Here is a 23,083-nt window from a genome sequence, read left to right as displayed (position 1 = left end):
ACGGGTTTGCCGGCAATCGTTCAGGGCTGTTTCGGAAAGCCCATCAATTCGGGATCGTCGCCGTCGCGCGATACCCACAGTCCGGCATCGTCGATTCGTGCCACCATGATCCCCTGAGTCAGCGCATCGCCCACCCGCAACAGCCGCTCACCGGTGGGATGGGACAGGATTGCCCAAGTTCCGGTCCCGGCCTGCACCACACCCTTTAGCGTGTAACCAAGGCTGTCCAAGGGTGGTTTGGGCGGTTGCGGCGGCTGTGGTTCGGCCTTGACGACTGGCGCTGCGGGGGCCGGAACCGGCGGTTGTGGTTCACCAAAAATCGCGGGCCAATGCCGCGCGACACGGGGCACGGTCGGGGGTGTGGCCTGATTGGCCTGTGCGGTTCGATTCTGCTGCGGCGCGATCACGGCTTCGGGCGCACTGACCTGCTGCCACAGCGCCTGACCGGCCAAAGCGGCGGCGGCAAGGCAAAGCAAAGTAAAAAGGGCGGCGATCAGGCGCATCGGTTTTCCCAATTCCGTGAGGTGTTGCGTCCCAGATGGACGCAAAGCCGAAATCATGCTAGGGTTCTTCAAAACAATACCATAATAACAAACAATAACGAGCATAAGATGCAGGCAAATTCCATTCTCAAAGTCGGCTTTGCCGGTGCGCTGATTTTATTGCTGGGCAGTTGCGAAGAAGGCAGCGGCGGTCGCAGCGGATTCGCGGCGCAATATGCGGTGGCGCGTGATGCTTTGGAAACCGGCAACTATGACCGGGCCAAGCGCAGCTATGCGCGGCTGATGAATGATGCCGGACCGTTGCGGCCCCGGCTGCAACTGGAATACGCCCATAGCGAACTGCGCGACGGTAATTTTGCCGAAGCGGCCAGACTGGCCGGTGGTTTGGCCAACAGCCAGAAAGGCACCGCGCGTAGCGCGGCGCTGGCGGTACAGGGCACGGCACAGCACGAACTGGCGCAGCAATTGCTGCACGACGGCGAAACCCAAGCGGGCAAACAGATGCTGCTGGCGGCCAAGACGGCGCTGGAGGAACTGTTGAAAAACGATCCCGATCTTGATCCGCTGGGATCGATGGCCGGGCGCAAGGCCGCGATCGACTCGCGTCTGAACCGAATTTGAACGCGGCTTAGCCCTGCTGCGGCCGCAGCACCAGCCAGGCCGCGATCTTGCCCGGGCTGTCACTGGCTTCGAACCGGAAGCTGGCGATGGCGTAGCCCCAATCGGGATGCGCCGAAGTCATCCAATTTGCCAACCGGATGAAATCCACCTCGTCAAAGCGCAATTCGACCACGCCGCCCGCTTGCGTGGCGAGTTCGGACACCGATGGGCGCAGTTGGGCGTCGATCAGCTGTTGTTCGATCCCGCTTGATCCGATGGCAGGTTGCGGAACTTGCTGCGGTGCGGCCCCATATTGCACCTGCTCGGCGGCCCGATCCTGCACCCAATTGTGTAGCGCGACCGCCTCGGCCTCGGTTTGCAAAGCGGCCTCGCGCCGCTCCGTCAGCGGCAGCAACAAACCAAACACGACCACCAGCGGCCCCACCACGAAAACGGCAATTGCCAGCAACCCCCGTTCGCGTGGGCTCAGCCTGAGCAGCAGATCGATCAATCGTGCGCTCATTGCACCGGCTCCTTGTTTGCGATGCGGATTTCGGTGCGCACGCCGCTATTGCCGTCGCTGACCCGCGATTCCACCAACGAAGCCTCCATTCCCTCGGCAATCAAAGCGGCAGTGATCCGTTCGGCGGCGGCGAAATCGGCCAATAGCAGGATCAGAGTCAACCCTTCGCCGGATGTGTACCGGATCGTTTCCGGCACGGCGCGGGCTGCCGCAATGACCTCGGACGCGTGCCGGGTCAGGTCCAGCGGATCGGTTGTTTCGTCCCCGGATCGGGCAGCGCGACGGGTCTCGTCCAAGGCGCGGCTGACCTGCGTCCGGGTATCCAGAATCGGCCCGGTTTTCACGAAATCCTGCCGGACCAGAGCCTCGGTTTGTGCGCTGATCCCGGTACTGCGTGCCTCGATCCGGTCAATCGCCACGATCTGTGCCGCCGCCCACAGCGCGGCAGCGATCATCCCGATCAGCAGCGGCCAGCGCCACGGCAAGACCTGCCGCGCCAACCGGGCCCGCGCCGCCATCGGATCATTGCGCAGATCGCAGGACAATTCGCCATGGGCCAGAACCTGTGGCAGCGGCAGTCCGATCTTGCCGATATCTTCGATTGTATCAACCAAAGGCACCGCCTGTTCCGCCGCCAGATCTGCCAGCCCGGGCAACGGGTCGCCCAAGTGCAAAATGGCGCGCGGTTTCGGCCCGGTCAGGGCCTGTTGCAGCAGTTTCAGCGCAATGCCCGGCACCGCGCTGAACCCGTCCTGCGGTCCCAGCCGCACCATGACCAATGCCGTGCCATCCACCATTTCACCCTGAACCGTCCAGACGCCGTCGGCGCTTGGCAAAGACAGGTAATCGGGCAAAACCGCGCGGCATTGCACCCCGCGCCATTGTGCCATCCGGTCGGGATCGGAAATCAACACCCGGGTCCAGTCGTCGGGTTTGGCCCCGGCGGTGAAGGGCCGCATTTCCACCGCGCCGTCGCGCAAACCGACGCGGTCGGCCAGTTGCCGCAGCGCCACTTGTTCGCGCGCTTGCCCGCGCAACCCTTTGGGCAGGTCCAGCGTGAACAACGGCAATTCAACCCCCGGCACCAACGCCACCTGACGCGTGCCGGGCGCTGCCGTGCCCAGCCGGATAAAATCCGCGGGGCTGTCAGGTCTTGGCGCTGTGGCTGTCACGACGAGGTCCAGTTCGGATTGATGGTTTCAGGCAGGATGCCGGGCTTGGCCTGCGGTTGCAACGGGTTATGGCCTGCGGCTGACCCTCCATACGATTTCGGGTCGGGTCGGGGGCGGTCCCCGGCGCAGCATGGTTTCGCGTTCGGCACTGCGCCCGTTCAGTTGCGCCGCCAGATCGACCCGGAACCAGTCCGACCCGATCGCCACCCGGTCAACGCTCAGGATCGCAGTATCAGGGTCTTCTTGGCCATCTTCGGCGCGGGCCAACCCCACGATGGTCATGAACGCCTCGACCGAAGCAAACGGCTCGCGGTCCCGTTCGGCCACGATCCGGTTCAACGCAGCGGCGGGCAGATCGGGCAGGAAAGCGGCCAGAATGGCTTCGGGTGCGGTGTTGACGTTCAACCGGCTATCGCCCGGAATCGCGGTGATATATCGGGCCAGCCGGGACATGGCCTGCGGCGACAGACCCGGAATCCCGCGCAGTTGATCACGCCTCAGAAGGCTGCCCCCCACTGGGTCAATCGGCGGATCAAGTCGCAGATAGGCGTCGCGGTTTTCCGGCCCGCCGGGGCGCAACAGGTCGCGTATCGCGGCCCCTGCTTCAAGTGGCACCCCGATCCGGGTCAACAACCGGTCGAACGCATCCCGCGCCAAGCGATTTTCCGGGTCGGCAAGCCAATTCAGGTTAAACAGACCCTGAACATCGGTGATTTTCCCGGCCGCCCGCCCCCGCGCCAACGGCAGATCGGCAGCGGCATTGGCCCAATCTTCACCCAGATGATCCCGCACCGGATCGCTGTCGCGGGCCAACAGCGTCACCGCCCAGGCCTCGTAAGCGTCCAGGTTCAGCGCCAATTGTTCGGCCTCGGTCCCGGCCAGCAACCGCACCCGGCCGGTTTCGGCGCGGCTCAGCAAAAATACCGCCACTGCCGTCAACGCCGCCACAATCACCAACGCATTGACCAAAATGAACCCGCGATCCCTCATTTCAACGCCTCCAGCAGGATGATGCTGCCGTGGCTTTCGGTCTCCAGCGTTATTTCGACCGCGTCGGGCAGGATGTCGGAATACACTTCCGGGGCGGGGCCGGTCACGTCGTCGTCGGCATTGGTGCCATTCCCGCTCTGCGCCCCGGCAGGCGGGGTCACCCCGTCGACCCAACCGAATTTGTCCCAGTAACTGCGCAGGTGCAGCGCGGTCACACCGGTCAGGATCGGTGTTTCGGGGGACAGTGCATCGTCCCGCGCCGGGGTCAATGCGGCCCAATTGCGCCGAAACAGGGTCTGATTAGATGGCTCAAGCCGGTATTCGACCCGGATATCGACGTGATCGGGCAACATTCCGTCAGCACCGGGGCGCAACACTGGCTGCCCCCCGACCGTGATGGCGAAAACCCCTTGCCGCAGGCGCAGCGCCGATTGCGGCGCGGCCCCACCCGGCGGATAAAACAGCATCGGCAAAGCTGCCGACAGATCGGCCCGCAACAACCCGGTGGCCATCGCCAGATCGGACGCGGTTTCGCTGCGCGCCGTCAGGCCGTCGCGCATCCGGATCATCCCGGTCAGCGCCTGCGCCCCCATCACCGCAACCAGCGCGAACAGCGCCATCGCCAGCACCAATTCAATCAAGGTCAGGCCACGGGTCGCGGCGTCACGCCGGGTCATCGCGTCACCCTGGGCGGCAGATACAGGATCAACTGCGCCCCTTCCCCGGTTTCGGCCCGCGCGGTGACGGTGGCTTGGACCAACCCGCCTGCGGTGGCTTCGGTGGCAACACTCACTGCGATGGCATGGCCGCCCTGCATCACCGTGTCGGGCAAAGCCGCCGCCGCGCCCAGCAATTGTAATTCTTCGGCCCGGTTGCGGGCGGCGATACGGGCCAGCAGTCGCGGGGTTTCACCGCCGATGGCGATGCGCGACTGATCGGTTGCCCGGATCGCTGCGATGCTGCCAATCGCCAGAATGGCTATCGCAATGATCAATTCCAGCAAGGTCAGACCGGTGTCGGGTTTCAGTCGGCGTCGCATATCAACCCCGTCCAACCGTCCGAATGGCAGCTTTCGACCCGGCCCCGATCGGCAAAGACAATGTCGAATTCCGTTACCTGCCCGGTCGCCAGAAAAACCAGATCGGGGGTGTCGCGGCCGCCGGGCTCAGTACCGAACGGCACCCGCAGCGAAACCCGGCCTCGCCAGCGCAGCACCCGGTCGGAAACCTGCCACCCCGCCGCGGTCCGCTGCGCCATTTGCAACCCGCGCGGGCTGACCTGAACCCCCCGGCTCTGCCCGCCGGCAATGGCCAGGGCCTGTGTGCTATTGAACTGTTCGCGAAACAGCGCCAGATCGGACCGTTCCTGCGGTCCCCGCGCCGCCGACAGGCTGACCCCGACCGCCAGAATCGCCATGATGGCAACCGCGATCAACAGCTCGATCAGGGTGAAACCGGCATCCCTCACCCGGTGCAGCACGCTGTTACCCTTCGCGCGCGATCGCGGATTTATCTGGCATCCCATGATCCGATATCCGCATCCGCGCCATCGCCGCCAGAACTGCCATCGGCCCCATAGGAAAAGATGTCGAAATCCCCATGCACGCCCGGTTGCAGATAGAGATACGGCTTGCCCCACGGATCAATCGGCAACCGGTCCATATACCCGGCCCAGTTTTCCGGCACCGGATCGGTCGAAGGCCGGGTAACCAGCGCCTGCAGCCCCTGTTCGGTTGTGGGATAACGGAAATTGTCCAGCCGATACAGGTTCACCGCGCTGCCAATGGCGGCGATATCGGTCTTGGCGCGCGCTGCGCGGGCCTGATCGGGACGGTCGATGACACGCGGCACGATCACCAAGGCAAGGATCGACAGGATCACCACCACCACCATCAGTTCCAGCAGGGAAAAGCCCTCATCGCCGGCGCGGCGGGTCTTTGGCATCGGTGCGGTCTGCGGCGTCATGGGCGATCAATCCTTTTGCTTGTGGCATGATAGGGAAAGCCATTCCCGAATGTCCACGGTTGTATAGGCCTGCCCCGTCGTGCGGCAATGGACAAACGCGCAGCCCTCCGCCTAAAACGGTGCCATCACCGATTGGACCGTTGCTTTGCCTGACCCCCGCTTTTCCGCGTTGCTGCTGATCCTGGCCGGTCCTTTCATGGGATCGTTCTTGGCGCTGCTGGCCGACCGGTTGCCGCGCGGCGAAGACGTTATCGTCAAACCGTCCCATTGCCGCGATTGCAACGCCCGGCTGCGGCTGCGCGATCTGCTGCCGGTCCTGTCTTTTGGGCTGACCCGTGGCCGCTGCCGCCATTGCGGTGCGGCGATCCCGCCGGTGACGCTTTATAGCGAAATCATCGCGACCGGCGCGGCGATTCTGGCGGTTCTGGCTGGGGGCGGGACTATTGATATCTGGCTGTCTGCGGGCTTCCTGTGGCTGCTTCTGGTGCTGACGCTTTGTGATTTGCAATGGTTCCGGCTACCCGATCTGCTGACCGGGATGCTGTTTTTGATCACCTTGGGGATGGCGGTCCGGGGCGGCGCGATGGATCAGGCGCTGATCGGGGCCGGGTTGGGGGCAGGGGCGTTTCTGGCGCTGCGGCTGGGCTATCACGCGATCCGAGGGCGCGAAGGTCTGGGGTTGGGCGATGTGAAGCTGATGGCGGGGCTGGGCGCCTTTGCCGGGCCGCTGGACCTGCCATTGCTGGTGCTGATCGCGGCGTTTGGGGCGCTGGCCGTGGCGGGGGGGGGATACCTGCTCGACAGGACCGCGCAGGACACACCGCTGGCGGTGCGAAAACTGCCCTTTGGTTCGGCTTTGTGTGCTGCTGCGGCGATTTTGTGGCTGCTGCGCGCGGGCGTCTGACTGCATCGTTGAATTTGACCGGTAGAGGTCCTAGGGTCACCAACGTGGGCCTTTCGGGTCTAATTCCTTATTCACAAAGATTTTGAACAGCGGTGGCAAATGGGCAATTTTAGGCTGACATTCATTCTTCCGGTCCTGTTGGTTCTGCCCGGCATTCTGACCGCACAGGCAACAGCGGATTCAGATGCTGCGGCCATTGCCATAGAAAATCCCACAGAAAACGCTGCCGACCCCGCGCCCGGCGCGATGCCGACGATGGCCGAAATCGAACGGGCCTATCAGCGCGGCGATTTTGTTTTCGTCCGCAAGGGGCTGCAACAACTGGCAGAAGAAACCGGCACCGCGCTTGCCCAATACCGCTATGGTCGGGTCCTGCTGGAAGGCAAAGGCGGGCCGCGCGATATGAAGGCGGCGCGTGATTGGCTGGAAAAAGCCGTGGAACAGAACCATGCCGAAGCGGCAACCCTGTTGGGCCGGATTTATGTGTCTGGCCAAGACGGCGACCCTCTCTATAACCCTGAACGCGCGGTTGATCTGTTTGCTAACGCCGCCGCGCGCGGCCAAACCGAGGCGCAATATTATCTCGCCCGGCTTTACCTGTCCGGTTTGGGCACTCCGGCGGATCCGGTACAAGCCTTCAACTGGTTCCTTGCCGCCGCCGAGGGCGGCAATGTCAGCGCGCAATATGAGGTCAGCAAAGCCTATTCGCGCGGTCGCGGAACCAAGCTGAACACTGAAGAAGCGGTGCGCTGGCTGCGCAGGGCCGCCGAAGAAGGCCATACCGAGGCGCAATTTTTCGTGTCACTTGCGATGGATACCGGCAACGGGATGGAGCAAAACAAACATGCTGCTGTGGATTGGCTGCGCCGGTCTGCCGAGGGCGGCATGATCTTGGCGCAACGTGTGCTTGGAATGAAATACATCGCCGGCGAAACGGTCGAACCCAATGCAGAAGAAGCGCTGCGCTGGCTGACTTTGGCGGCCAAGCGCGGGGATACTCAGGCGGCTTATGAATTGGGCACGGCCTATCTGGCCGGGAAAACCCTGTCGGCCGATCCGGGCCGGGCCTGGGCGTGGTTTCAACGGGCGTCGGATGACGATTTCGGCCCGGCGACAACGGCGTTGGCCCGCATGGCGGACGAAGGTATTGGCGATGTGCCCGATCTGGAAAAGGCGGTAGGGCTTTATCGCAAGGCGCTGGCACAGGGAGACAGCAGCGTTGCGTTGCGGCTGGGGCATCTGGCCGGGGCGGGTAGGCTCGACGGTCTGACGCCACCGCATTACGCGGTGCCTTGGGCCATTGTTGCGGCACAGGACGGTGATATGGCCGCGCTCGACTGGGTCAAGACGCAGGCCGGGCAGGGGCTGCGCCCGGCGCGGACCGCCTTGGCAAAATGGTATCTGGAAACCGATGAAAACCTACTGCAGGCGGCAGATCTGTTCGAAACTGCGGGACGTGCCGGGGATGTCGAAGCCCAATATCAGCTCGGTATGATGCTGACCAAAGGGCAAGGGGTGGATCAGGATTACGTTCAAGCCCATAAATGGCTGAACATCGCAGCCGCCAGCGGCAATGGCGAAGCCGCCAAGATGCGCGGTGTGATTTCCGATCTGATGACCACCGAACAGATCGCCGAAGCACAGCGTCTGGCCCGCACCTATTTCGAGGAAATCCGCAACCTGCCTGCCGGCGAGGTGCAAAAATGAAACCGCAGCGATCGCTTGCGCTGGCGCTGATCGCGATCTTACTGGCCACCGGGGCCGGGGCGCAAAGCGCCCCAGACTGGGCCAACGCGCCCATCGACAAACTACAGCAGTCGGCGCAATCCGGCGCGGCCGAGGCCCAGTTCGCCCTTGCAATGCGCTATCACAACGGGCGCGGGGTTTTGCAGAACTTTTCCCGCGCGGTCGACCTGTTGCAGCAGGCCGCCGATCAGGGGCACGCCGGCGCGATGAACCGGCTGGGACAGTATTACTTTTCTGGGCTGGGAGTGTCGCGCGATGCGGCGCTGGCGCAGAAATGGCTGGCATCGGCGGCGGAAAAGGGAACTCCGCAATACCTCTATGATTACGCCTCGGCGCTGGAAAACGGCTTGGACGGCTCTGCGGACCCGGCCAAGGCCGCTGAATTTTACGCCCGCGCCGCAGAACAGGGCCATGACGATGCGATCGTCAGTCTGGGGGTTCTGTATCAAAACGGGCTGGGCGTCGAACGGGACTTGACCCGCGCCCGGCAGCTTTATGAAGGTCCGGCATCGCGCGGCCACGCCCGTGCAATGAACAATCTGGGTCTACTTTATGTGCGCGGCAACGGCATCGAACAGGATTACGAACGCGCCGTAAAATTGTTTTCCGGCGCTGTCGACCAAGGGCTGTCGGTGGCGATGACCAATTTGGGCGTGATGTATGAAAATGGGTTCGGGGTCGAAGTGAACGAAGCACTGGCCACTGAATTGTACCGCCGGGGGGGCCGCGGCGACGCAGCACAAAAGCAGGCGCTGCAACCGGTCTATGATCGGCGTCTGGCCCCGCCCGATACCACCGAAGCCGGCCTGAATATCCTGCGTCAGGCGGTGCAGGCGGGCGATCCGGTTGCCCGGTTTCAAATGGCGTGGCTGCTGCTGCACAAGTCAGATCCGACGATCAAAGACCGGTATCAGGCCGCGGGGTTGTTGCAACAGGCCGCCGAACAGGGCCTGGCCCCGGCGATGATGAATCTGGGCATTCTCTATTACGAAGGCGCGGGCGTGCCACAAGATTACGTGCTCGGTCAGATGTGGCTGATTCTGGCCGGAACGGCTGGTATGCCGGATGCAATTTCGGTCAGTTCTGCACTGTCGGAACGTATGACATCCGGCCAAATCAACGAAGCACAGCAACTGGCTGCGAACAAATCCAATCTGCAATAGCGTTTGTACGTTTCATCGCGTGTTTAAAACGGGTCCAGTCGCATCAGCAATGATCCGTGAATACATTCAGTTAACGAGAGGTTAAAAATAGTTCCATTTAAAGAGATTTTTCGGTATTATCCAGTTTGTAACCATATTTTTACCTTGTATTTTGTTTAAAGAAATTTGCTTGAGGAGGCGTTTTTAATGAATCGGTTTCTGTCTCACTTGTTCTTAGCTGCGACGCTGACATGCGCGAGTCCGCTTGTCGCGGCTGGGCCAGAACCTGTTCAGCAGCATAACTCGAATGCCGTTTGGTTTGAAAACTGGACTGGTCTGAGCAATGCAACCATGACGATTTCCACCCCGAATGGCAAAGTCGATACAATCTACACGGATTCGGGCACGCCTGTGTTTCAGCTGTCTGGCCGCGACGCGGTTGATGGTGTTTATCGGTACGAATTGAAGGCGGCGACCGAAGAAACGGTCGAGATTGTAAATCCGGTCGATAACGGTCGTGGCGAAAAAGCCGAAAATTCCATGCTGAAACCGTTCTATACGAGCGGGTATTTCACCGTGGCCCGAGGTGTGATCATCACACCGGACGAAATCAAGGAAGACGACGGCTAGGCCGACATCCTTCCGTTAACAAAATTTGGAAAAGAAAGAATCTGGACCGATGGCAAAATTAAATCGCAACACACTCAAACTGATGGCAAGCAGCGCCATCGTCGCCTTGGCCGGCACCGCGTCGGCCGATCAGGTTTTCAATGATGACGTAATTGTCGACGGATCGCTCTGCGTCGGGGTGGATTGCGTGAATGGCGAAGCCTTTGGCTTTGATACCATCCGGCTGAAGGAAAACAATCTCCGGATCAAATTCGACGATACGTCGAGCTCCGCCAGCTTCCCGAGCAATGACTGGCAACTGACCGCAAATGACAGCAGCAATGGCGGTGCCAACAAGTTCTCGCTCGACGATATTACAAACAGTAAGACCCCGTTCACGATCGAAGCAACAGCACCATCGCATTCGCTTTATGTTGACGATGCTGGCCGTCTTGGTTTGGGCACCTCGACCCCGGTGGTCGATATCCATGTCGTCAGCGGCAACACCCCGACTCTGCGTCTGGCTCAGGACGGGTCGTCCGGCTTTACCGCTCAAACCTTCGATGTGGCGGCCAACGAAACCAACTTCTTCGTTCGGGACGCAACCAACGGATCGACATTGCCGTTCCGGATTAAACCCGGTGCGCCAACCAGCGCGATTTACATCGACAGCGATGGCGATATCGGGATGGGGGCCGGTACATCCCCGGACACCGCTCTGCACGTTTCGCGCTCGAACGGAACCGCGAAGATTTTGGTCGAAGATACGTTCGGAACCACCGCAACCCGCAACATGCTGGCGCTTGTAAACAATGGCGGCAGTTCCATCACGATGGAAAACTCCAACACCAGCTTCAAATGGCGGATTTTCCACGACACGGCCAGCGAAGAATTCAGGCTGACCAGCAATACCGATAGCGATGAGGAATTCGTTCTGGACACGTCAGGGAATCTCACGCTCGAAGGCACCCTGACGACCTCGGGCAGTTGTTCGGTCGGTTGCGACCGTGTGTTTGATGCAGAATATGAAATCATGCCTCTGAATGAACGGATGGACCTGATGTGGGCAAATGGATACCTGCCCAATGTCGGGCCGACTGCCGAAGATGGTCCGTTCAATATCTCGGATAAAATGGGCCGGATGCTGAACGAACTGGAGCACGCTCATATTTATATCGGGCAGCTGAATGATCGTATCGCGGCGCTTGAAACTCGGCTTGCTACAGACGCGAACTGATCGCGATACACGAAAAATGTGACCCTCCCGCGCCTTGTCTGCGCGGGAGTTTTTATGACTGCAAGACACTGTCTCCATATGGATGACCACGGATAATTCACATGATTTCGAGCAAGTTCCGTTTCATTTACATCCATATTCCAAAGACAGGTGGCAATGCGTTGCAGTCATCTTTAATTCCCTTCAGCGATGACGAAATTCAAATCACTGAAGGGCATCATGACGGCATCAACCGGTTTGGTTTGTCAGGTCCGATAACAGACAAGAAACATACCAATCTACAGTTCTACGCAGATGCTCTCGGTGGTGAACTTACCAACTACAAAGTGGTTGTCAGTCGGCGTCATCCATTCGAAAGAGCGGTGTCATTCTATTATTCTCCACATCGATGGATTCGGAAATCGCCCAAGGGTGATTGGAGCCAAATCGAACCGATCTGGGATGAATCTGAGTTTTTGAATTGCCTCAGCGCGCTTCATAGCATGGTGAGCTATATCACCGTCAACGAGCAGTTGCGCAAGCCGGATGTCGAAATACGGACCGAGTACATGCAAGAAGATTGCAAACAGGCATTTGATGATCTGAAAATCCCTGTGGGGGCAAAATTTCAAATACCCAACTCCAATATGAGTGCTGGAACCAAGGAACAAGTCCTGGCCTGCCTTTCAAATTATGAGCTGCGAGACGCAGTTGAACAACGATATGCAGACGACATGAAATATTTTGATTACCCCACCTACTTAGCAAAGGGTGCATAGTTCTGTCGCAATGCCATCGTTTTAGTTGCGGTTATCTCAACCAATCAGGGATAAGAGGAAGACGAAGCACCATTTTATTTGTTCAATTGGTGGGTTGGGTTAGGCAGGCGTTTGAGATGTGTCGACTCGCACTTGATCAATGGGGCTCAGTGAAGTCAGGTCTTGGATCGGGTGGCCCAACACGGAAGGCTGTTTTTGTACTTATCAAAGTAACCTTCGTAACTCTGTGTCTCTAAATGGGTGATTTCGCTTCCGCGCATTTTTCGGATCAAGCTTGATATGCTTTGGTCGTGCCGATGCTCCCGAAAAAGCGGATGGTTCGGTATCTCCGATGGGCTGTCATTTAAGTAATGATAATCTTTTTCAATCGATATTTGTTGCCAAAGTCGCACGAAATCAAAATTATCAGGCGCTGGTCGAAGTATCATAAAATTCGCCGTTAACTGACTCGTTTTCATTTCAGTTCCGTTGGTCTTCAGTCCCAAGCGAGCAGGTAGATCTGCTTTTGTCCAATATGCTTCGGTATGAATATTTTGAAACGACAGCAACGAATGGCGACTGTCACACGTGATTTCGAGATATTCCAAAAAGCGGTCACGGCCTTTGGGATTTAGCGTGTATCCGGCATCTAGATATATGATACAATCATCGCTGTCAGCGCTCTCTAAAGCTTCCAAAATGGCTTGGCTTTTCCAAACCCAGAAGCCAAATCCGCGTCGGTTAGCGTTTACAAACTCCGCATGCTGCGCTTGGAAATCTTGCTGTAAAGTGGAAAAACTATGGGTCTTTATCGTATCGAACAACTCCATGCTTTCTGCTTGAGCCAGAAAGCTGTAAAGACGCGTTGAAAACGGTCCATCTGCGAAGGTGACCAAGTGGGCTTTCATAAAATGTCCTTGTAGAGCCAAAATGTAGTTGCCAGCAGGAAGGCTCCTGACGCACATCTTAAATGTCTGCCTCTTTCGGGTAAAGGCAGTTCGCGGGATAACATATCGTATGCGAGCTAGAGGTGGTTCGAATGCAGGTCGAACTGCGTCGCCAGTTTGCTTATCGTCCTGTCGTCCTTCAAAGCCGCCACACGACTTTCGCCTTGAAAGCAGGGCCAGGGTTCCGTCTCGGCCATCTTTGCTCCTTTGTCCCGGCAAAACTACTGGCTTGAGAGTAGAAAATCCACCGAACTCACCTGTTCAGATTCTCCGAGCCACCTCTTCGTGAATGGTTTCGGTCCAAATGACCGCTGGAACACGACATCTATGGCCATGTGCGCAGGGCGACACCCTAAGGCTATTTACAAATCGGGCCTGAATGCCTCAATATTGTGCTGATTTTAACCTCATATTCCCGGAATTTGTTATGGTGGATTTTGCGCGCTTCTCTCACTATTTTCGTTGCGGCGGGCGCATTTCGACCCTGCTGAAAAGGGGATTTCCTAGTGGGTCTGTTCTACTTTTCGGCGCACTAACCTGCGCGGCACAGGCCGACGACATGCCTTGGGCCGTAACAAGCCCGGATGCAGACGGTATCTCCATTCAGGCCACTGCCTTTGCCCCGTCTTCGCCTGCCGGTGAAACCGGGTTCACCCGCATCGAAGCCTGGGAAACCGGGATCGACAAACCGCTGGAATTCAGCCTGCGCGACATGTGGCCCCCGTTCTGGGAAGGCCGCGCCGTTTCCAGCGCCGACATCGATCGCGATGGCGATCTCGATGTTGCAATCGCGTCGACCGAAGCGGGCATTTACCTGTTTGAAAACGATGGCACCGGTCAATTCACGCGAACCGATACGGATTTCGGAGATCTGGCAAAGATGCCGATGTTCAATGCGGTTCTGGCCGATATCGACAATGACGGTTGGCCCGACCTGTTCCTGACCTCCTACCGGCACGGTAATTACGTGCTGCGCAATGTCGACGGAAAATTCGGCACCGAACCGCCGTTGCCGGTGGCCAATCGTGAAAACGCCGTCCTGACCATGACGATGGCGATTTCAGACCCCGACCGCGATGGCGATCTCGATATCGCTTTGGGCAACTGGACCGCCGGTTGGTACCGCCGCATTCCGGGCGAAGAATCGCGCAACCGGATCATTTGGAACGAAAACGGCGAACTGACCGGCGAAACCTTCACCGACCTGCCGGGGATCCCCGGTGAAACTCTGTCGGTGCTGTTTTCGGATATGAATGATGACGGGTTGACCGACCTATTGATCGGCAACGATTTCGATGTGCCCGATTATTTCTATCTTGGCGATGGCAAGGGCGGGTTCAAAGCGATCACCTATGACGATGAAATCATTCCGCACACCACCACTACCACCATGGCGATCAAGGTCGGGGATCTGACCGGCGACGGCCAAAACGAAATATATCTGGCGCAAATCGCCGGGCGGTCGCGGCAGGCGTCGAAGATTCTGAAGATGCAGGATCAACAGAAATATTGCGACGGCATCAAGCGGGACGCGGACCGGGCGTTGTGCGAAAAGAACATGGAAATCAAACGCTGGTACCGTTCCGGCAATCAATTTGATCCCGATTATGCCGAAAAATGTACCGAACTGACCGGACGTTATCAGGCCGAATGCAAGGCGATGCTGATCAAGGATCTGGCCATCCAGAAAGACGATGAAACGATCTGCGGCCTGATCCCGGCCAATCAGCCGGTCCCGCGCAGTTTCTGCGATCTGCATTTCAAGGAAACCCGCCGCCCCACCCCGGATGAAATCGATGCCAGCCTGCAACAGATCCTGCATCAAAACGTGATGTTGGAATGGAACGGCACCGCCTACGAAGACACCGCTGAAGAGCGCGGTCTGGATATCGGCGGCTGGAGCTGGGACACCAAGTTCGAAGATTTCGACAATGATGGTGATCAGGACGTTTTCATCGCCAACGGCACTTGGGTGCCGAATGAAAATTCGCCCTCCAACCTGTATTTCGAAAACGATGGAACCGGCCACTTCACCGAAGCCTCCGGTCCTTCCGGGTTGGAAGATTACCTGATGACCGCCGGGGCCACGTCCTTCGATTTCGACAATGATGGCGATCAGGATCTACTGACCCACACGGTGAACGGGCCGCTGCAACTGTTCCGCAACAATGCGCAACAACAGGCCGTCGGTTTTACGTTGCGCGACTTTGTCGGCAACCGTGACGGTATCGGCGCCAAGATCACCGTGACCGACGAAAACGGCCGGACACGGTCGCGCGAAATTCAGCTTGGCGGCGGTTTCATGTCCTTCGACGCGCCACGGGCCTATTTCGGGCTGGGCGATGCGACCGAAGTGACCGAAGCGCGCATTCGCTGGATCGATGGGGCCGAAACGGTGATCAGCGGACCGCTGTTGCCGGGATCGCTCTACACGATCGAACGGCGCTGACCCGCGAAAGGTGTTGACTGCCTGATCAGCTGCTTTGCGCCAGCGCCAGCGCACCATCCATCAATTGCTGGATTTGTGCGGTGCCGGTTTGCGCCACGATGCGACCGTATTCCTGATCGCCCTTCAGCACCACCAATGTCGACCGGCGCGGAATACGCAGGCGCTTGACCAGATCGGATTGACCAAACGCGTCCCAATCGACATCGATGAAGGTGATATGCGCTTCGTAATCGGCATTGCCCGCCTTCAGCTTGGTCAAAACCCGATCCTGTGCGGCGCAGGTCGAACACCAACTGGCCTTGAAATCCAGAAAGACGGTATCGCCCGCCGCCAAATGGCTTTGTAACAACCCGTCGGAATATTGTAGCGGGTCGGCCCGGACAGGCTGCCCCGCCAAAACCGTCCCGGCAGTCCCAAGGATAATGAAGTCACGACGTTTCATGCGGTATTCCTTTCTATCAAAAACGAACCGATAGGTCCTGAAGCCAGATCGGCAAAGCCTCCACCGCCCAAGCCTCGATCAGATGGTGCAGTTGAAACAGGATGGCGAACCCGACGATGATAAAAACCGCGCCCATCAGGGGCCGCGCCCGTTCCGCCAGCGCCCGCATCACCGGTTTGTGCCGGTTCAGCATCCCGCGTGCGCCATAGCCAAGCACCAGGATGATGCTCGACACACCCAGAGCAAAGCTGATCATGATGGCCGCAGCCCAGCCCAGATTGCTGCCTTGCGCGGCCAATGCGATAGCCCCGCCCAAGGTCGGCCCGATACAGGGGCTCCACACCGCGCCAAGTAACAGCCCGGCCAGAAACTGCCCGCCCAGATGGTCTTGATCCAACCCATCCAGCCGTGCCGATGCGCGGCTGGAAAACCCGGTAGTGGCGGTGGAAAACACCATGCCGACACGCGGCAATAGCAGGATCACACCAAAACCCAGCATCAAAACCGCGCCCGCCTGCGCCAGCATCTGTTCATTCAGACCAAGAGCAAAGCCAAAGGCGGATACCAGCAGGCCCAGCGTGACAAAGGACAGGCTCATCCCTGCTGCCAACGCCACCGGCCCCAACCGGTGCGCCTGCAATGCCCCGGTCAACACGATCGGCAGCACCGGCAAAACGCACGGGTTGATCAGTGTCAGCAACCCGGCCAGATATCCAAACAGCAATTCCATTGCGACAGAATGCGCAGCCTGCGCAATTCTGTCATCCAACAATGCCCTGACAGCGGATCACTTCGCCGTGGGCATTTGTTTCGAAAGCTGCACCGCCAGAATGCCCGCCGCGATGATCACGACACCGATCACATCCAGCAGGCCCAACCGTTCCCCCAACAAAGCCGCCGCGATGGCGACACCGAAAAACGGGTTGAGGAAATGGAACGTCGCCGCCTTCACCGCGCCGATCTGGTTGACCAAGGTGAACCAGACCCATGTCGCGGCCAATCCCGGCACCAGCGTGGTATAGGCAAAGGCGACGCCCAATTGCCAATTCAGGGTCAGATGCCACGGTTCAAACAGCACTGCCGCCACCGCCAGACAGGCGGCCCCGACCAGCATTTGCAACCCGACGATCATCATCACGTTGCCGCCCGATGACGCGCCGCGCACCGACAAGGTCGCTACCGTCAGCGCCGCAGCGGCGATGAAACACAACGCCAATCCGTAGCGGTCCACCCCGGCCTCGATCCGTGCCCCCATGATCAAGGTCACGCCAATCACGCCCAAAACCAACCCGGCCGTGCCCAGCATCGAAAGCCGGTCGCGGAACACCACCCACCCCGCCAGCGCCACCATCAACGGCATGGTCGATGCCACGATCGACGCCAGCGATGCTTCGACCGTTTGCATCGCGATGAAATTCAATCCCAGATAAAGCGCGTTCTGGCAGATGCCGAAAATGATGGTTGCCCGCCATTGCGCCCGGGTCAGCCGGAAACTCTGACCCAATGCCAGCGCGATCCCGATCCCCAACAGCCCCGACACCAGAAACCGCAGCGACAGCGACGCCATCGGCGGCGCATAGGCGACGATCACCCGCGCCGAAGTAAAGGCCGATGACCACATCAGGGCAAAGGCCAGCCCCATCGCCAACGCGCGTAAATTCATTGTGAAACCCTATCCTCCAAAGGCCCGACCAAATGGAAAAGGGCCGCCCGTGGCGACCCTTTCCGAAACTTGCCAAAGATGCAAGATCAGCCGTTCACGCTGTCTTTCAGCGCTTTTGCGATGGTCATTTTCACGACCTTGTCGGCTTCTTTCTTGATCTGCTCGCCGGTGGCAGGGTTGCGCACCATACGCTCGGGGCGTTCGCGGCAGTAGATTTTGCCGATGCCGGGCAGGGTCACTGCGCCGCCGGCAGAAACTTCTTTGGTGATGATCGCTACGACGGCGTCCAGAGCCGCGCCTGCGGTTTTTTTCTCTGCGCCCATTTCTTCAGCCAGAGCAGCCACAAGCTGGGTCTTGGTCATCGGTTTTGCCATTTTTGGTCTCCTTAACTTGCCCGATCACTTGGGCCTCATTGCGCGTATTTAACTGTATGTCGCGTATAAACACAACGAATTGTGTCTTGCAACAAGCCTTAAACCAGCAAAAAAGTACGATTTACTTGAGATCAAAGGAACGCTGTCTCATCAAAACTGCGCAATTTGCGGCTGTGGATGCGTTCCAATGGCATTTCCCTTAACCTTTCCATCGCTCGAATGCCAATAAGCAAATGCCGCGATACCTGCGTTTTATAGAAATCCGACGCCATTCCGGGCAGTTTCAATTCGCCATGCAGCGGCTTGTCGCTGACGCATAAAAGCGTGCCATAGGGCACCCGGAACCGGAATCCATTGGCCGCGATGGTCGCGCTTTCCATGTCCAAAGCCACCGCGCGCGATTGGCTCAGCCGCTGAACGGGACCGGATGTATCGCGCAATTCCCAGTTCCGGTTATCCAGACTGGCCACCGTGCCGGTGCGCATCACCCGCTTCAGGTCATATCCTTCAAGCTGGGTTTCCTGCGCCACCGCCTGTTCCAGCGCGATCTGGATTTCTGCCAGCGCCGGCACCGGCACCCAGACCGGCAGGTCGTCATCCAACACCTTGTCTTCGCGCAGATACGCATGGGCCAGAACGAAATCGCCCAAGGACTGGCTTGACCGCAACCCGGCACAATGGCCGACCATGATCCAGGCATGCGGGCGCAACACCGCGATATGATCGGTGGCGGTCTTCGCGTTCGACGGGCCAACCCCGATATTGACCAAGGTGATTCCCGATCCGTCGGCGCGTTTCAGGTGATAGGTCGGCATTTGCGGCATCTTGTCGGCGCGCGGCAAATCCTGATCCGGCGCGGTAATCTCGGCGTTGCCGGTCGCCACGAACGACGTATAGCCGCTGTTCGCATCGGCCAGCATGTCACGGGCATAGGCTTCGAATTCCGACACATAAAACTGGTAATTGGTGAACAACACGTGGTTCTGGAAATGTTCGGGATCGGTGGCGGTGTAATGCGACAGGCGGGCCAATGAATAATCCACCCGCTGCGCGGTGAACGGGGCCAAAGGCTGGGTTCCGTCGGAGGGAATCTGGTAGGTGCCGTTGACGATATCGTCATTGGTGGTGCTCAGGTCCGGCACGTCGAACACGTCACGCAGGATGAAATCGCCCGCGCCTTCTTGTGGCACCGTGACATCCTGTTCATTCGCCACCGCGAAATGCACCGGCATCGGCGTGTCGCTAACCCCGATCACCACCGGCACACCATGATTTTCGATCAGCAGCCCGATCTGTTGCTCAAGGTAATGGCGGAACATGTCGGGCCGGGTGATGGTGGTGGCAAAACTGCCAGGTTCGGACAGGTGGCCGAAACTCAACCGGCTGTCGATCTTGGCAAAGCTGGTGGTTGTGACCCGAATTTCGGGATAAAATGCGCGGTAGCGGCAATCGGACTGGCCACTTGCCATCGCGGTGCGGAAATTCTGACCCAAGAAATCGATTGCGCCACGATACAGCTCTTCCAGCCGGGCAACTGCGGCGGCGGCATCGTCAAAGGCTTCGGCGTCGGGCAGGTTTGGCGTTTCGATCCTGAGGTCGGGGGCGCTGGGGGTCATCGCAATATCCTGTTTTACCACCGACGTTGACACGGGACCCGTGCAGGTTCAACCATTCGTGCAAACACAGCGGGGCGCGGTATGAAACAGGACGGGCTTGATCGGTTCTTGCTGGCGCAGCAACGCAATTATGCCGATGCCGAACGGGAAATCGCCCAAGGGCGCAAGACGACCCATTGGATATGGTACGTCTACCCACAGCTGCGCGGATTGGGCCGGTCCAATTTCGCCCAACTTTACGGTATTGCCGATCTGACCGAAGCGGCGGCCTATCTCGCTCATCCGGTGCTGGGGGCGCGATTGCGGCAGATGATGGCGCTGATGCTGACCCATAGGGGGCACAGACCCGAAGACATCCTTGGCGGCATCGACGCGCTGAAACTGCGCAGCTCGGCCACGCTGTTTGCCGAACTGCCCGGGGCGGACCCGGTTTTCAGCGAGGTACTGAACGCGTTTTACGACGGTCAGCGCTGCGACAAAACGCTGGCGCTGCTGGGGCGATCCTGAACGCGGCCCGGATCAGCCCGCTTAGGTCAGCTTGCGTGCCTCATCGACCAACATGATCGGAATACCGTTGCGGATCGGAAACGCCAGCTTGGCCGATTTCGAAATCAGCTCTTGCGCCTCGGCGTCATAATCCAACCGGCCATGGCTGACCGGGCAAATCAGCGCCTCCAGCATATGGCGGTCGAACAGGGGGGGTGTTTCGGTCATTGTACCGTCTCCTCATCCGCGCCGCCGCGCAGCGCATATTCGATCAGCGTGACCAGTGTTTCGCGCCGCGTACACAGGCATGGTGCTTCCAGCAGGGCCTGTTTGTCCTCGGGCGCAAAGTCCAGCATCATCGACAGCGAATTGATCATCAATTCGTCGTCGGCGTCGGCCATGCTTTCCCAATCGGTATCCAGCCCGCGCAGTTTGAAAAACCGCGTCAGCAGGTCCATGAAACCGTCCCGGTTTAGCCCCGGATCGTGTTCTTCCGCGCCCTGATCCTTTTCGAACCCGGCCCAGGACACTTCGCAACGACGATAAGGGGCGAACCCGTCGACTTCGGACCGAATGCGAAACCGCGATATGCCCGTCAGGGTGATCATATAGCGGCCGTCTTCGGTTTCGGAAAATTGCGTTACCCGCCCGGCACAGCCGATCTGATGTAATCGGTTGCTGTCGCATCCCGGCGCCTGACAGGTTTGCACCATGCCAATCAACCGTTCCGGCGTTTTCAGAGCATCGTCCAGCATCGCCAGATAACGCGGTTCAAAGATATGTAGCGGCAGCCGGGCCCGGGGCAGCAACAGCGCACCGGGCAACGGGAATACCGGGATGGTGTCCGGCAGATCAATCGGTCTTGTCATGATCGAGGACATAGCCCGAACCGGCGCTCAGACAAATATCATCGAGCTGAGTTTGCGACGCCCATGCAGCACGATCGGATCGCTGGGCTTGAGCGCGTCGAAGATCGTGAACAGCTGCGTCTTGGCCGCGCCGTCGTTCCATTCCCGATCCCGGCGGAATAGTTCCAGCAAGGTATCGACCGCTTCTTCGACCTGACCGGCAGCATGCTGCGCTGTCGCCAGATCGAACCGGGCCTGCAAATTGTCCGGATCGGCTTCGATCGCGGCTTTCAATTCGTCCAGCGGGCCGGAATTGGCCGCTTGCCGCGCCAGTTCCAGCTGTGCATGGGCCGCTTCGATTGGGGCGGCTGCGGAAATTTCCACCGGAACCCCGTTCAGCACCGCTTCGGCCTGATCCAGCTCGCCCAGCGCGATCTGGCACCGTGCCAGGCCGCCAAAGGCGTCGGCATTCATCGGGTCTTCTTCGATAATGGCGGCAAAGGTCTGGGCGGCGTCATCCACCGCACCTTCGGCCAGCATTTCTTCGGCGGCCGCCAAAGCATCATCCAACCCGCCGCTGGCGTCACCGCCGCCCGCTTCAATCGCGCGCGCGATGAAGGCATCGATTTCCGATCCGGGAACCGCGCCTTGGAACATGTCGATGGGGCGGCCTTTGACAAAGGCGACAACCGTCGGGATCGACTGCAAAGGCAATCCCTGCTGGGCCAATGCCTGCGCCAGACCCTGATTGGCATCTACATCGATCTTGGCCATCTTCACGGCGCCCTTGGCCTTGGTCACGGCCTCTTCCAGCATCGGGCCCAGCGTTTTGCACGGGCCGCACCATGTGGCCCAGAAATCGACGATCACCGGCACGTCCTGGCTGGCTTCGACCACGTCGGCCATGAAATTGGCCTCGGTCACGTCCTTGATCAGATCGGTGGCGGGTGGGGTGGAACCTAGTTCAAGCATGACAACCCTATTCCTTGGGATTTCGCGTTTGTCTTTATATGAACCCTGCCGGGACAAATTCCAAGGTCGGGGATTTTTCAAACCGTGTTTATTGGCGGGCTGCTGTCTTCAACGAAGGGAGAAATGAAAAAAACCCGCAGCCATAAAGACTGCGGGCAAGGTTAATGGCAGGTAGACACTGATTAGAATTAGAAATAGCCCTGACGTCGCGCTATTCCATTGATCACACTCGTTAACTACCGAAGCCGTTTTTCCTTATGAAGACCAATTCAAACAACCCCAACTGTCATGAAGTGTGCGTGATTGCCATGAATGGCACGGCCTACCGGATGACCTTTCAGGTTCTGGTGAAGGTCGTTTTTTCAAAACTGCAACTCACGTCGGTTTTGTTGTTCTGTTTCATGGTGGCGATGTTCAACGCGCCAACGCATGGGGTGACTCTGTCGCTCGGCGGGCGATATCTGATCTGGTTGTTCGATTGCGTCTTGGTGACTTCGTTGTGGATGCTGCAATTCTGGTTGATCGCTTGGGTGAATGTGCGTGCCGGTCGGCAAATTCCCGCGCCCCTGACCGTTCTTAGCGCAGTCGGCGTCGCTGCGGCGGTCTGGATGAATTATTTGATTTCCCGCGAACTGCTGGGCGGCCCTGCACTCAGCATGATGTCCGTCTGGCTGGAATTTCTGCGCTATCAGCTCATCGCGCTGGTGTTTGAAGTCGTCACGGTATCCTTCATCATGCCGCAGTTCGAACAAATCTCCTTCGAAAAATGGGGCAGGTCGATTTTCGGAACCAAACCGCAGGGGGAGATCGCAGAAGAAAGCGGCGACATGCCCGAACCGACGCAGACGCAACATCTGCGTGTCAATCAAACGCAATTTCCGGTCGAAGGCCTTCGGTATCTGAAATCGGTCGAACATTATGTCGAATTTAACTACGACGACGAAACCCGCATGGAACGCGCGGTCTTGCGCGATCTCGTCGATCAGCTTGACGGGGTCGACGGCATCCAGCCCCACCGATCCTACTGGGTCGCCCGCACCGAGGCCGAAAACCTGATCCGAAAAAGCGGCAAGCACTTGCTGACCACGGTGAAGGGCGAAGAAATCCCCGTCGCGCGCAATCGGCGCATCGAGGTTGAAAACTGGCTCAACGCATAGGC

27 protein-coding genes are annotated in these 23,083 nt (G+C 58.9%); 10 read left to right on the top strand and 17 right to left on the bottom strand.

Annotated features, from left to right (window positions below):
- Window positions 1-20 precede the first annotated feature (20 nt).
- Window positions 21-503 carry a type II secretion system protein N gene (locus TG4357_RS03515; RefSeq protein WP_058261481.1) on the bottom strand — a complete coding sequence of 161 codons (483 nt, stop codon included), beginning with the start codon at window positions 501-503 and terminating at the stop codon, window positions 21-23.
- A 108-nt stretch (window positions 504-611) separates the two neighbouring features.
- On the opposite strand from TG4357_RS03515, the gene TG4357_RS03510 reads away from it, so the two are divergent.
- Window positions 612-1,124 (top strand): outer membrane protein assembly factor BamD, encoded by a 513-nt coding sequence (locus TG4357_RS03510; RefSeq protein ID WP_058261480.1) that lies wholly within the window; start codon window positions 612-614, stop codon window positions 1,122-1,124.
- Between the two features lie 7 nt (window positions 1,125-1,131).
- Here TG4357_RS03510 and TG4357_RS03505 read toward each other — a convergent pair whose 3' ends face one another.
- From TG4357_RS03505 to gspG, 7 genes are all read right to left on the bottom strand, one after another.
- On the bottom strand, window positions 1,132-1,626 hold the full coding sequence (locus tag TG4357_RS03505; protein WP_058261479.1) for a type II secretion system protein M: 495 nt from the start codon (window positions 1,624-1,626) through the stop codon (window positions 1,132-1,134).
- Complete coding sequence (gspL, locus tag TG4357_RS03500; protein ID WP_058261478.1) at window positions 1,623-2,798, bottom strand: type II secretion system protein GspL; 1,176 nt, start codon at window positions 2,796-2,798, stop codon at window positions 1,623-1,625. Before gspL ends, TG4357_RS03505 begins: the two co-directional genes overlap by 4 nt.
- 66 nt (window positions 2,799-2,864) lie before the next feature.
- On the bottom strand, window positions 2,865-3,788 hold the full coding sequence (gene gspK, locus TG4357_RS03495) for a type II secretion system minor pseudopilin GspK (protein ID WP_058261477.1): 924 nt from the start codon (window positions 3,786-3,788) through the stop codon (window positions 2,865-2,867).
- Window positions 3,785-4,465, bottom strand: a complete 681-nt coding sequence (locus TG4357_RS03490; protein WP_058261476.1) for a type II secretion system protein GspJ — start codon at window positions 4,463-4,465, stop codon at window positions 3,785-3,787. The genes gspK and TG4357_RS03490 overlap by 4 nt, the downstream gene beginning before the upstream one ends.
- Entirely contained in the window at window positions 4,462-4,827 is a 366-nt protein-coding gene (locus TG4357_RS03485) for a prepilin-type N-terminal cleavage/methylation domain-containing protein (RefSeq protein ID WP_058261475.1), read from the bottom strand. The genes TG4357_RS03490 and TG4357_RS03485 overlap by 4 nt, the downstream gene beginning before the upstream one ends.
- A complete protein-coding gene (locus tag TG4357_RS03480) occupies window positions 4,812-5,312 on the bottom strand; it encodes a prepilin-type N-terminal cleavage/methylation domain-containing protein (RefSeq protein ID WP_058261474.1) in 501 nt (166 codons plus the stop codon). The genes TG4357_RS03485 and TG4357_RS03480 overlap by 16 nt, the downstream gene beginning before the upstream one ends.
- Entirely contained in the window at window positions 5,297-5,752 is a 456-nt protein-coding gene (gene gspG, locus TG4357_RS03475; protein ID WP_074646974.1) for a type II secretion system major pseudopilin GspG, read from the bottom strand. Before gspG ends, TG4357_RS03480 begins: the two co-directional genes overlap by 16 nt.
- 145 nt (window positions 5,753-5,897) lie before the next feature.
- Between gspG and TG4357_RS03470 the strand changes: the two genes are divergently transcribed.
- The 6 genes from TG4357_RS03470 to TG4357_RS03445 all read left to right on the top strand — a co-directional run bounded on the left by TG4357_RS03470 (window position 5,898) and on the right by TG4357_RS03445 (window position 12,148).
- Window positions 5,898-6,656 carry a prepilin peptidase gene (locus tag TG4357_RS03470; RefSeq protein WP_058261473.1) on the top strand — a complete coding sequence of 253 codons (759 nt, stop codon included), beginning with the start codon at window positions 5,898-5,900 and terminating at the stop codon, window positions 6,654-6,656.
- A 99-nt stretch (window positions 6,657-6,755) separates the two neighbouring features.
- Window positions 6,756-8,363 (top strand): SEL1-like repeat protein, encoded by a 1,608-nt coding sequence (locus TG4357_RS03465; RefSeq protein WP_058261472.1) that lies wholly within the window; start codon window positions 6,756-6,758, stop codon window positions 8,361-8,363.
- The gene (locus tag TG4357_RS03460; RefSeq protein WP_058261471.1) at window positions 8,360-9,565 is read left to right on the top strand and encodes an SEL1-like repeat protein; all 1,206 of its coding nucleotides are present in this window, start codon (window positions 8,360-8,362) and stop codon (window positions 9,563-9,565) included. Before TG4357_RS03465 ends, TG4357_RS03460 begins: the two co-directional genes overlap by 4 nt.
- Before the next feature lie 330 nt (window positions 9,566-9,895).
- Window positions 9,896-10,174: a hypothetical protein gene (locus TG4357_RS03455; RefSeq protein WP_058261470.1), complete on the top strand. Its 279-nt coding sequence runs from the start codon at window positions 9,896-9,898 to the stop codon at window positions 10,172-10,174.
- 49 nt (window positions 10,175-10,223) lie between these two features.
- Window positions 10,224-11,390: a hypothetical protein gene (locus TG4357_RS03450; RefSeq protein ID WP_058261469.1), complete on the top strand. Its 1,167-nt coding sequence runs from the start codon at window positions 10,224-10,226 to the stop codon at window positions 11,388-11,390.
- A 101-nt stretch (window positions 11,391-11,491) separates the two neighbouring features.
- Entirely contained in the window at window positions 11,492-12,148 is a 657-nt protein-coding gene (locus TG4357_RS03445) for a sulfotransferase family 2 domain-containing protein (protein WP_058261468.1), read from the top strand.
- A gap of 155 nt (window positions 12,149-12,303) precedes the next feature.
- Here the strand turns inward: TG4357_RS03445 and TG4357_RS03440 are convergent, their stop codons facing one another.
- Window positions 12,304-13,035, bottom strand: a complete 732-nt coding sequence (locus tag TG4357_RS03440; RefSeq protein WP_058261467.1) for a hypothetical protein — start codon at window positions 13,033-13,035, stop codon at window positions 12,304-12,306.
- A 598-nt stretch (window positions 13,036-13,633) separates the two neighbouring features.
- On the opposite strand from TG4357_RS03440, the gene TG4357_RS03435 reads away from it, so the two are divergent.
- Window positions 13,634-15,523, top strand: coding sequence for a CRTAC1 family protein (locus TG4357_RS03435; protein WP_233487419.1), 1,890 nt, complete (start codon window positions 13,634-13,636; stop codon window positions 15,521-15,523).
- A gap of 25 nt (window positions 15,524-15,548) precedes the next feature.
- Here TG4357_RS03435 and TG4357_RS03430 read toward each other — a convergent pair whose 3' ends face one another.
- From TG4357_RS03430 to TG4357_RS03410, 5 genes are all read right to left on the bottom strand, one after another.
- The gene (locus TG4357_RS03430) at window positions 15,549-15,965 is read right to left on the bottom strand and encodes a thioredoxin family protein (protein WP_058261465.1); all 417 of its coding nucleotides are present in this window, start codon (window positions 15,963-15,965) and stop codon (window positions 15,549-15,551) included.
- Between the two features lie 16 nt (window positions 15,966-15,981).
- Window positions 15,982-16,734 carry a cytochrome c biogenesis CcdA family protein gene (locus tag TG4357_RS03425; protein WP_306345473.1) on the bottom strand — a complete coding sequence of 251 codons (753 nt, stop codon included), beginning with the start codon at window positions 16,732-16,734 and terminating at the stop codon, window positions 15,982-15,984.
- 18 nt (window positions 16,735-16,752) lie between these two features.
- Window positions 16,753-17,628 carry a DMT family transporter gene (locus tag TG4357_RS03420; RefSeq protein WP_058261463.1) on the bottom strand — a complete coding sequence of 292 codons (876 nt, stop codon included), beginning with the start codon at window positions 17,626-17,628 and terminating at the stop codon, window positions 16,753-16,755.
- A gap of 86 nt (window positions 17,629-17,714) precedes the next feature.
- Complete coding sequence (locus TG4357_RS03415; RefSeq protein ID WP_058261462.1) at window positions 17,715-18,002, bottom strand: HU family DNA-binding protein; 288 nt, start codon at window positions 18,000-18,002, stop codon at window positions 17,715-17,717.
- A gap of 131 nt (window positions 18,003-18,133) precedes the next feature.
- Window positions 18,134-19,618, bottom strand: coding sequence for an AMP nucleosidase (locus TG4357_RS03410; RefSeq protein WP_058261461.1), 1,485 nt, complete (start codon window positions 19,616-19,618; stop codon window positions 18,134-18,136).
- Window positions 19,619-19,699: 81 nt separating this feature from the next.
- Here TG4357_RS03410 and TG4357_RS03405 point away from each other — a divergent pair, with 81 nt between their 5' ends.
- Window positions 19,700-20,125: a DUF1810 domain-containing protein gene (locus tag TG4357_RS03405; RefSeq protein ID WP_058261460.1), complete on the top strand. Its 426-nt coding sequence runs from the start codon at window positions 19,700-19,702 to the stop codon at window positions 20,123-20,125.
- A 21-nt stretch (window positions 20,126-20,146) separates the two neighbouring features.
- Here the strand turns inward: TG4357_RS03405 and TG4357_RS03400 are convergent, their stop codons facing one another.
- Genes TG4357_RS03400 through TG4357_RS03390 form a run of 3 tightly spaced genes read right to left on the bottom strand, consistent with a single transcriptional unit; the run spans window position 20,147 to window position 21,924 of the window.
- Complete coding sequence (locus TG4357_RS03400; protein WP_058261459.1) at window positions 20,147-20,332, bottom strand: Trm112 family protein; 186 nt, start codon at window positions 20,330-20,332, stop codon at window positions 20,147-20,149.
- Window positions 20,329-20,973 (bottom strand): LON peptidase substrate-binding domain-containing protein, encoded by a 645-nt coding sequence (locus tag TG4357_RS03395; RefSeq protein WP_058261544.1) that lies wholly within the window; start codon window positions 20,971-20,973, stop codon window positions 20,329-20,331. Before TG4357_RS03395 ends, TG4357_RS03400 begins: the two co-directional genes overlap by 4 nt.
- Before the next feature lie 27 nt (window positions 20,974-21,000).
- Complete coding sequence (locus tag TG4357_RS03390) at window positions 21,001-21,924, bottom strand: thioredoxin family protein (RefSeq protein ID WP_058261458.1); 924 nt, start codon at window positions 21,922-21,924, stop codon at window positions 21,001-21,003.
- Window positions 21,925-22,232: 308 nt separating this feature from the next.
- Between TG4357_RS03390 and TG4357_RS03385 the strand changes: the two genes are divergently transcribed.
- Window positions 22,233-23,081 (top strand): LytTR family DNA-binding domain-containing protein, encoded by an 849-nt coding sequence (locus tag TG4357_RS03385; RefSeq protein WP_058261457.1) that lies wholly within the window; start codon window positions 22,233-22,235, stop codon window positions 23,079-23,081.
- The last annotated feature ends 2 nt before the right edge of the window (window positions 23,082-23,083 follow it).

Origin of the sequence: Thalassovita gelatinovora, from assembly GCF_001458355.1 — a bacterium.
In the GTDB taxonomy this organism is placed as follows: domain Bacteria; phylum Pseudomonadota; class Alphaproteobacteria; order Rhodobacterales; family Rhodobacteraceae; genus Thalassobius; species Thalassobius gelatinovorus.
The sequence above is the reverse complement of the archived record's forward strand: the minus strand, read 5'-3'. Positions and strand labels throughout refer to the sequence as shown.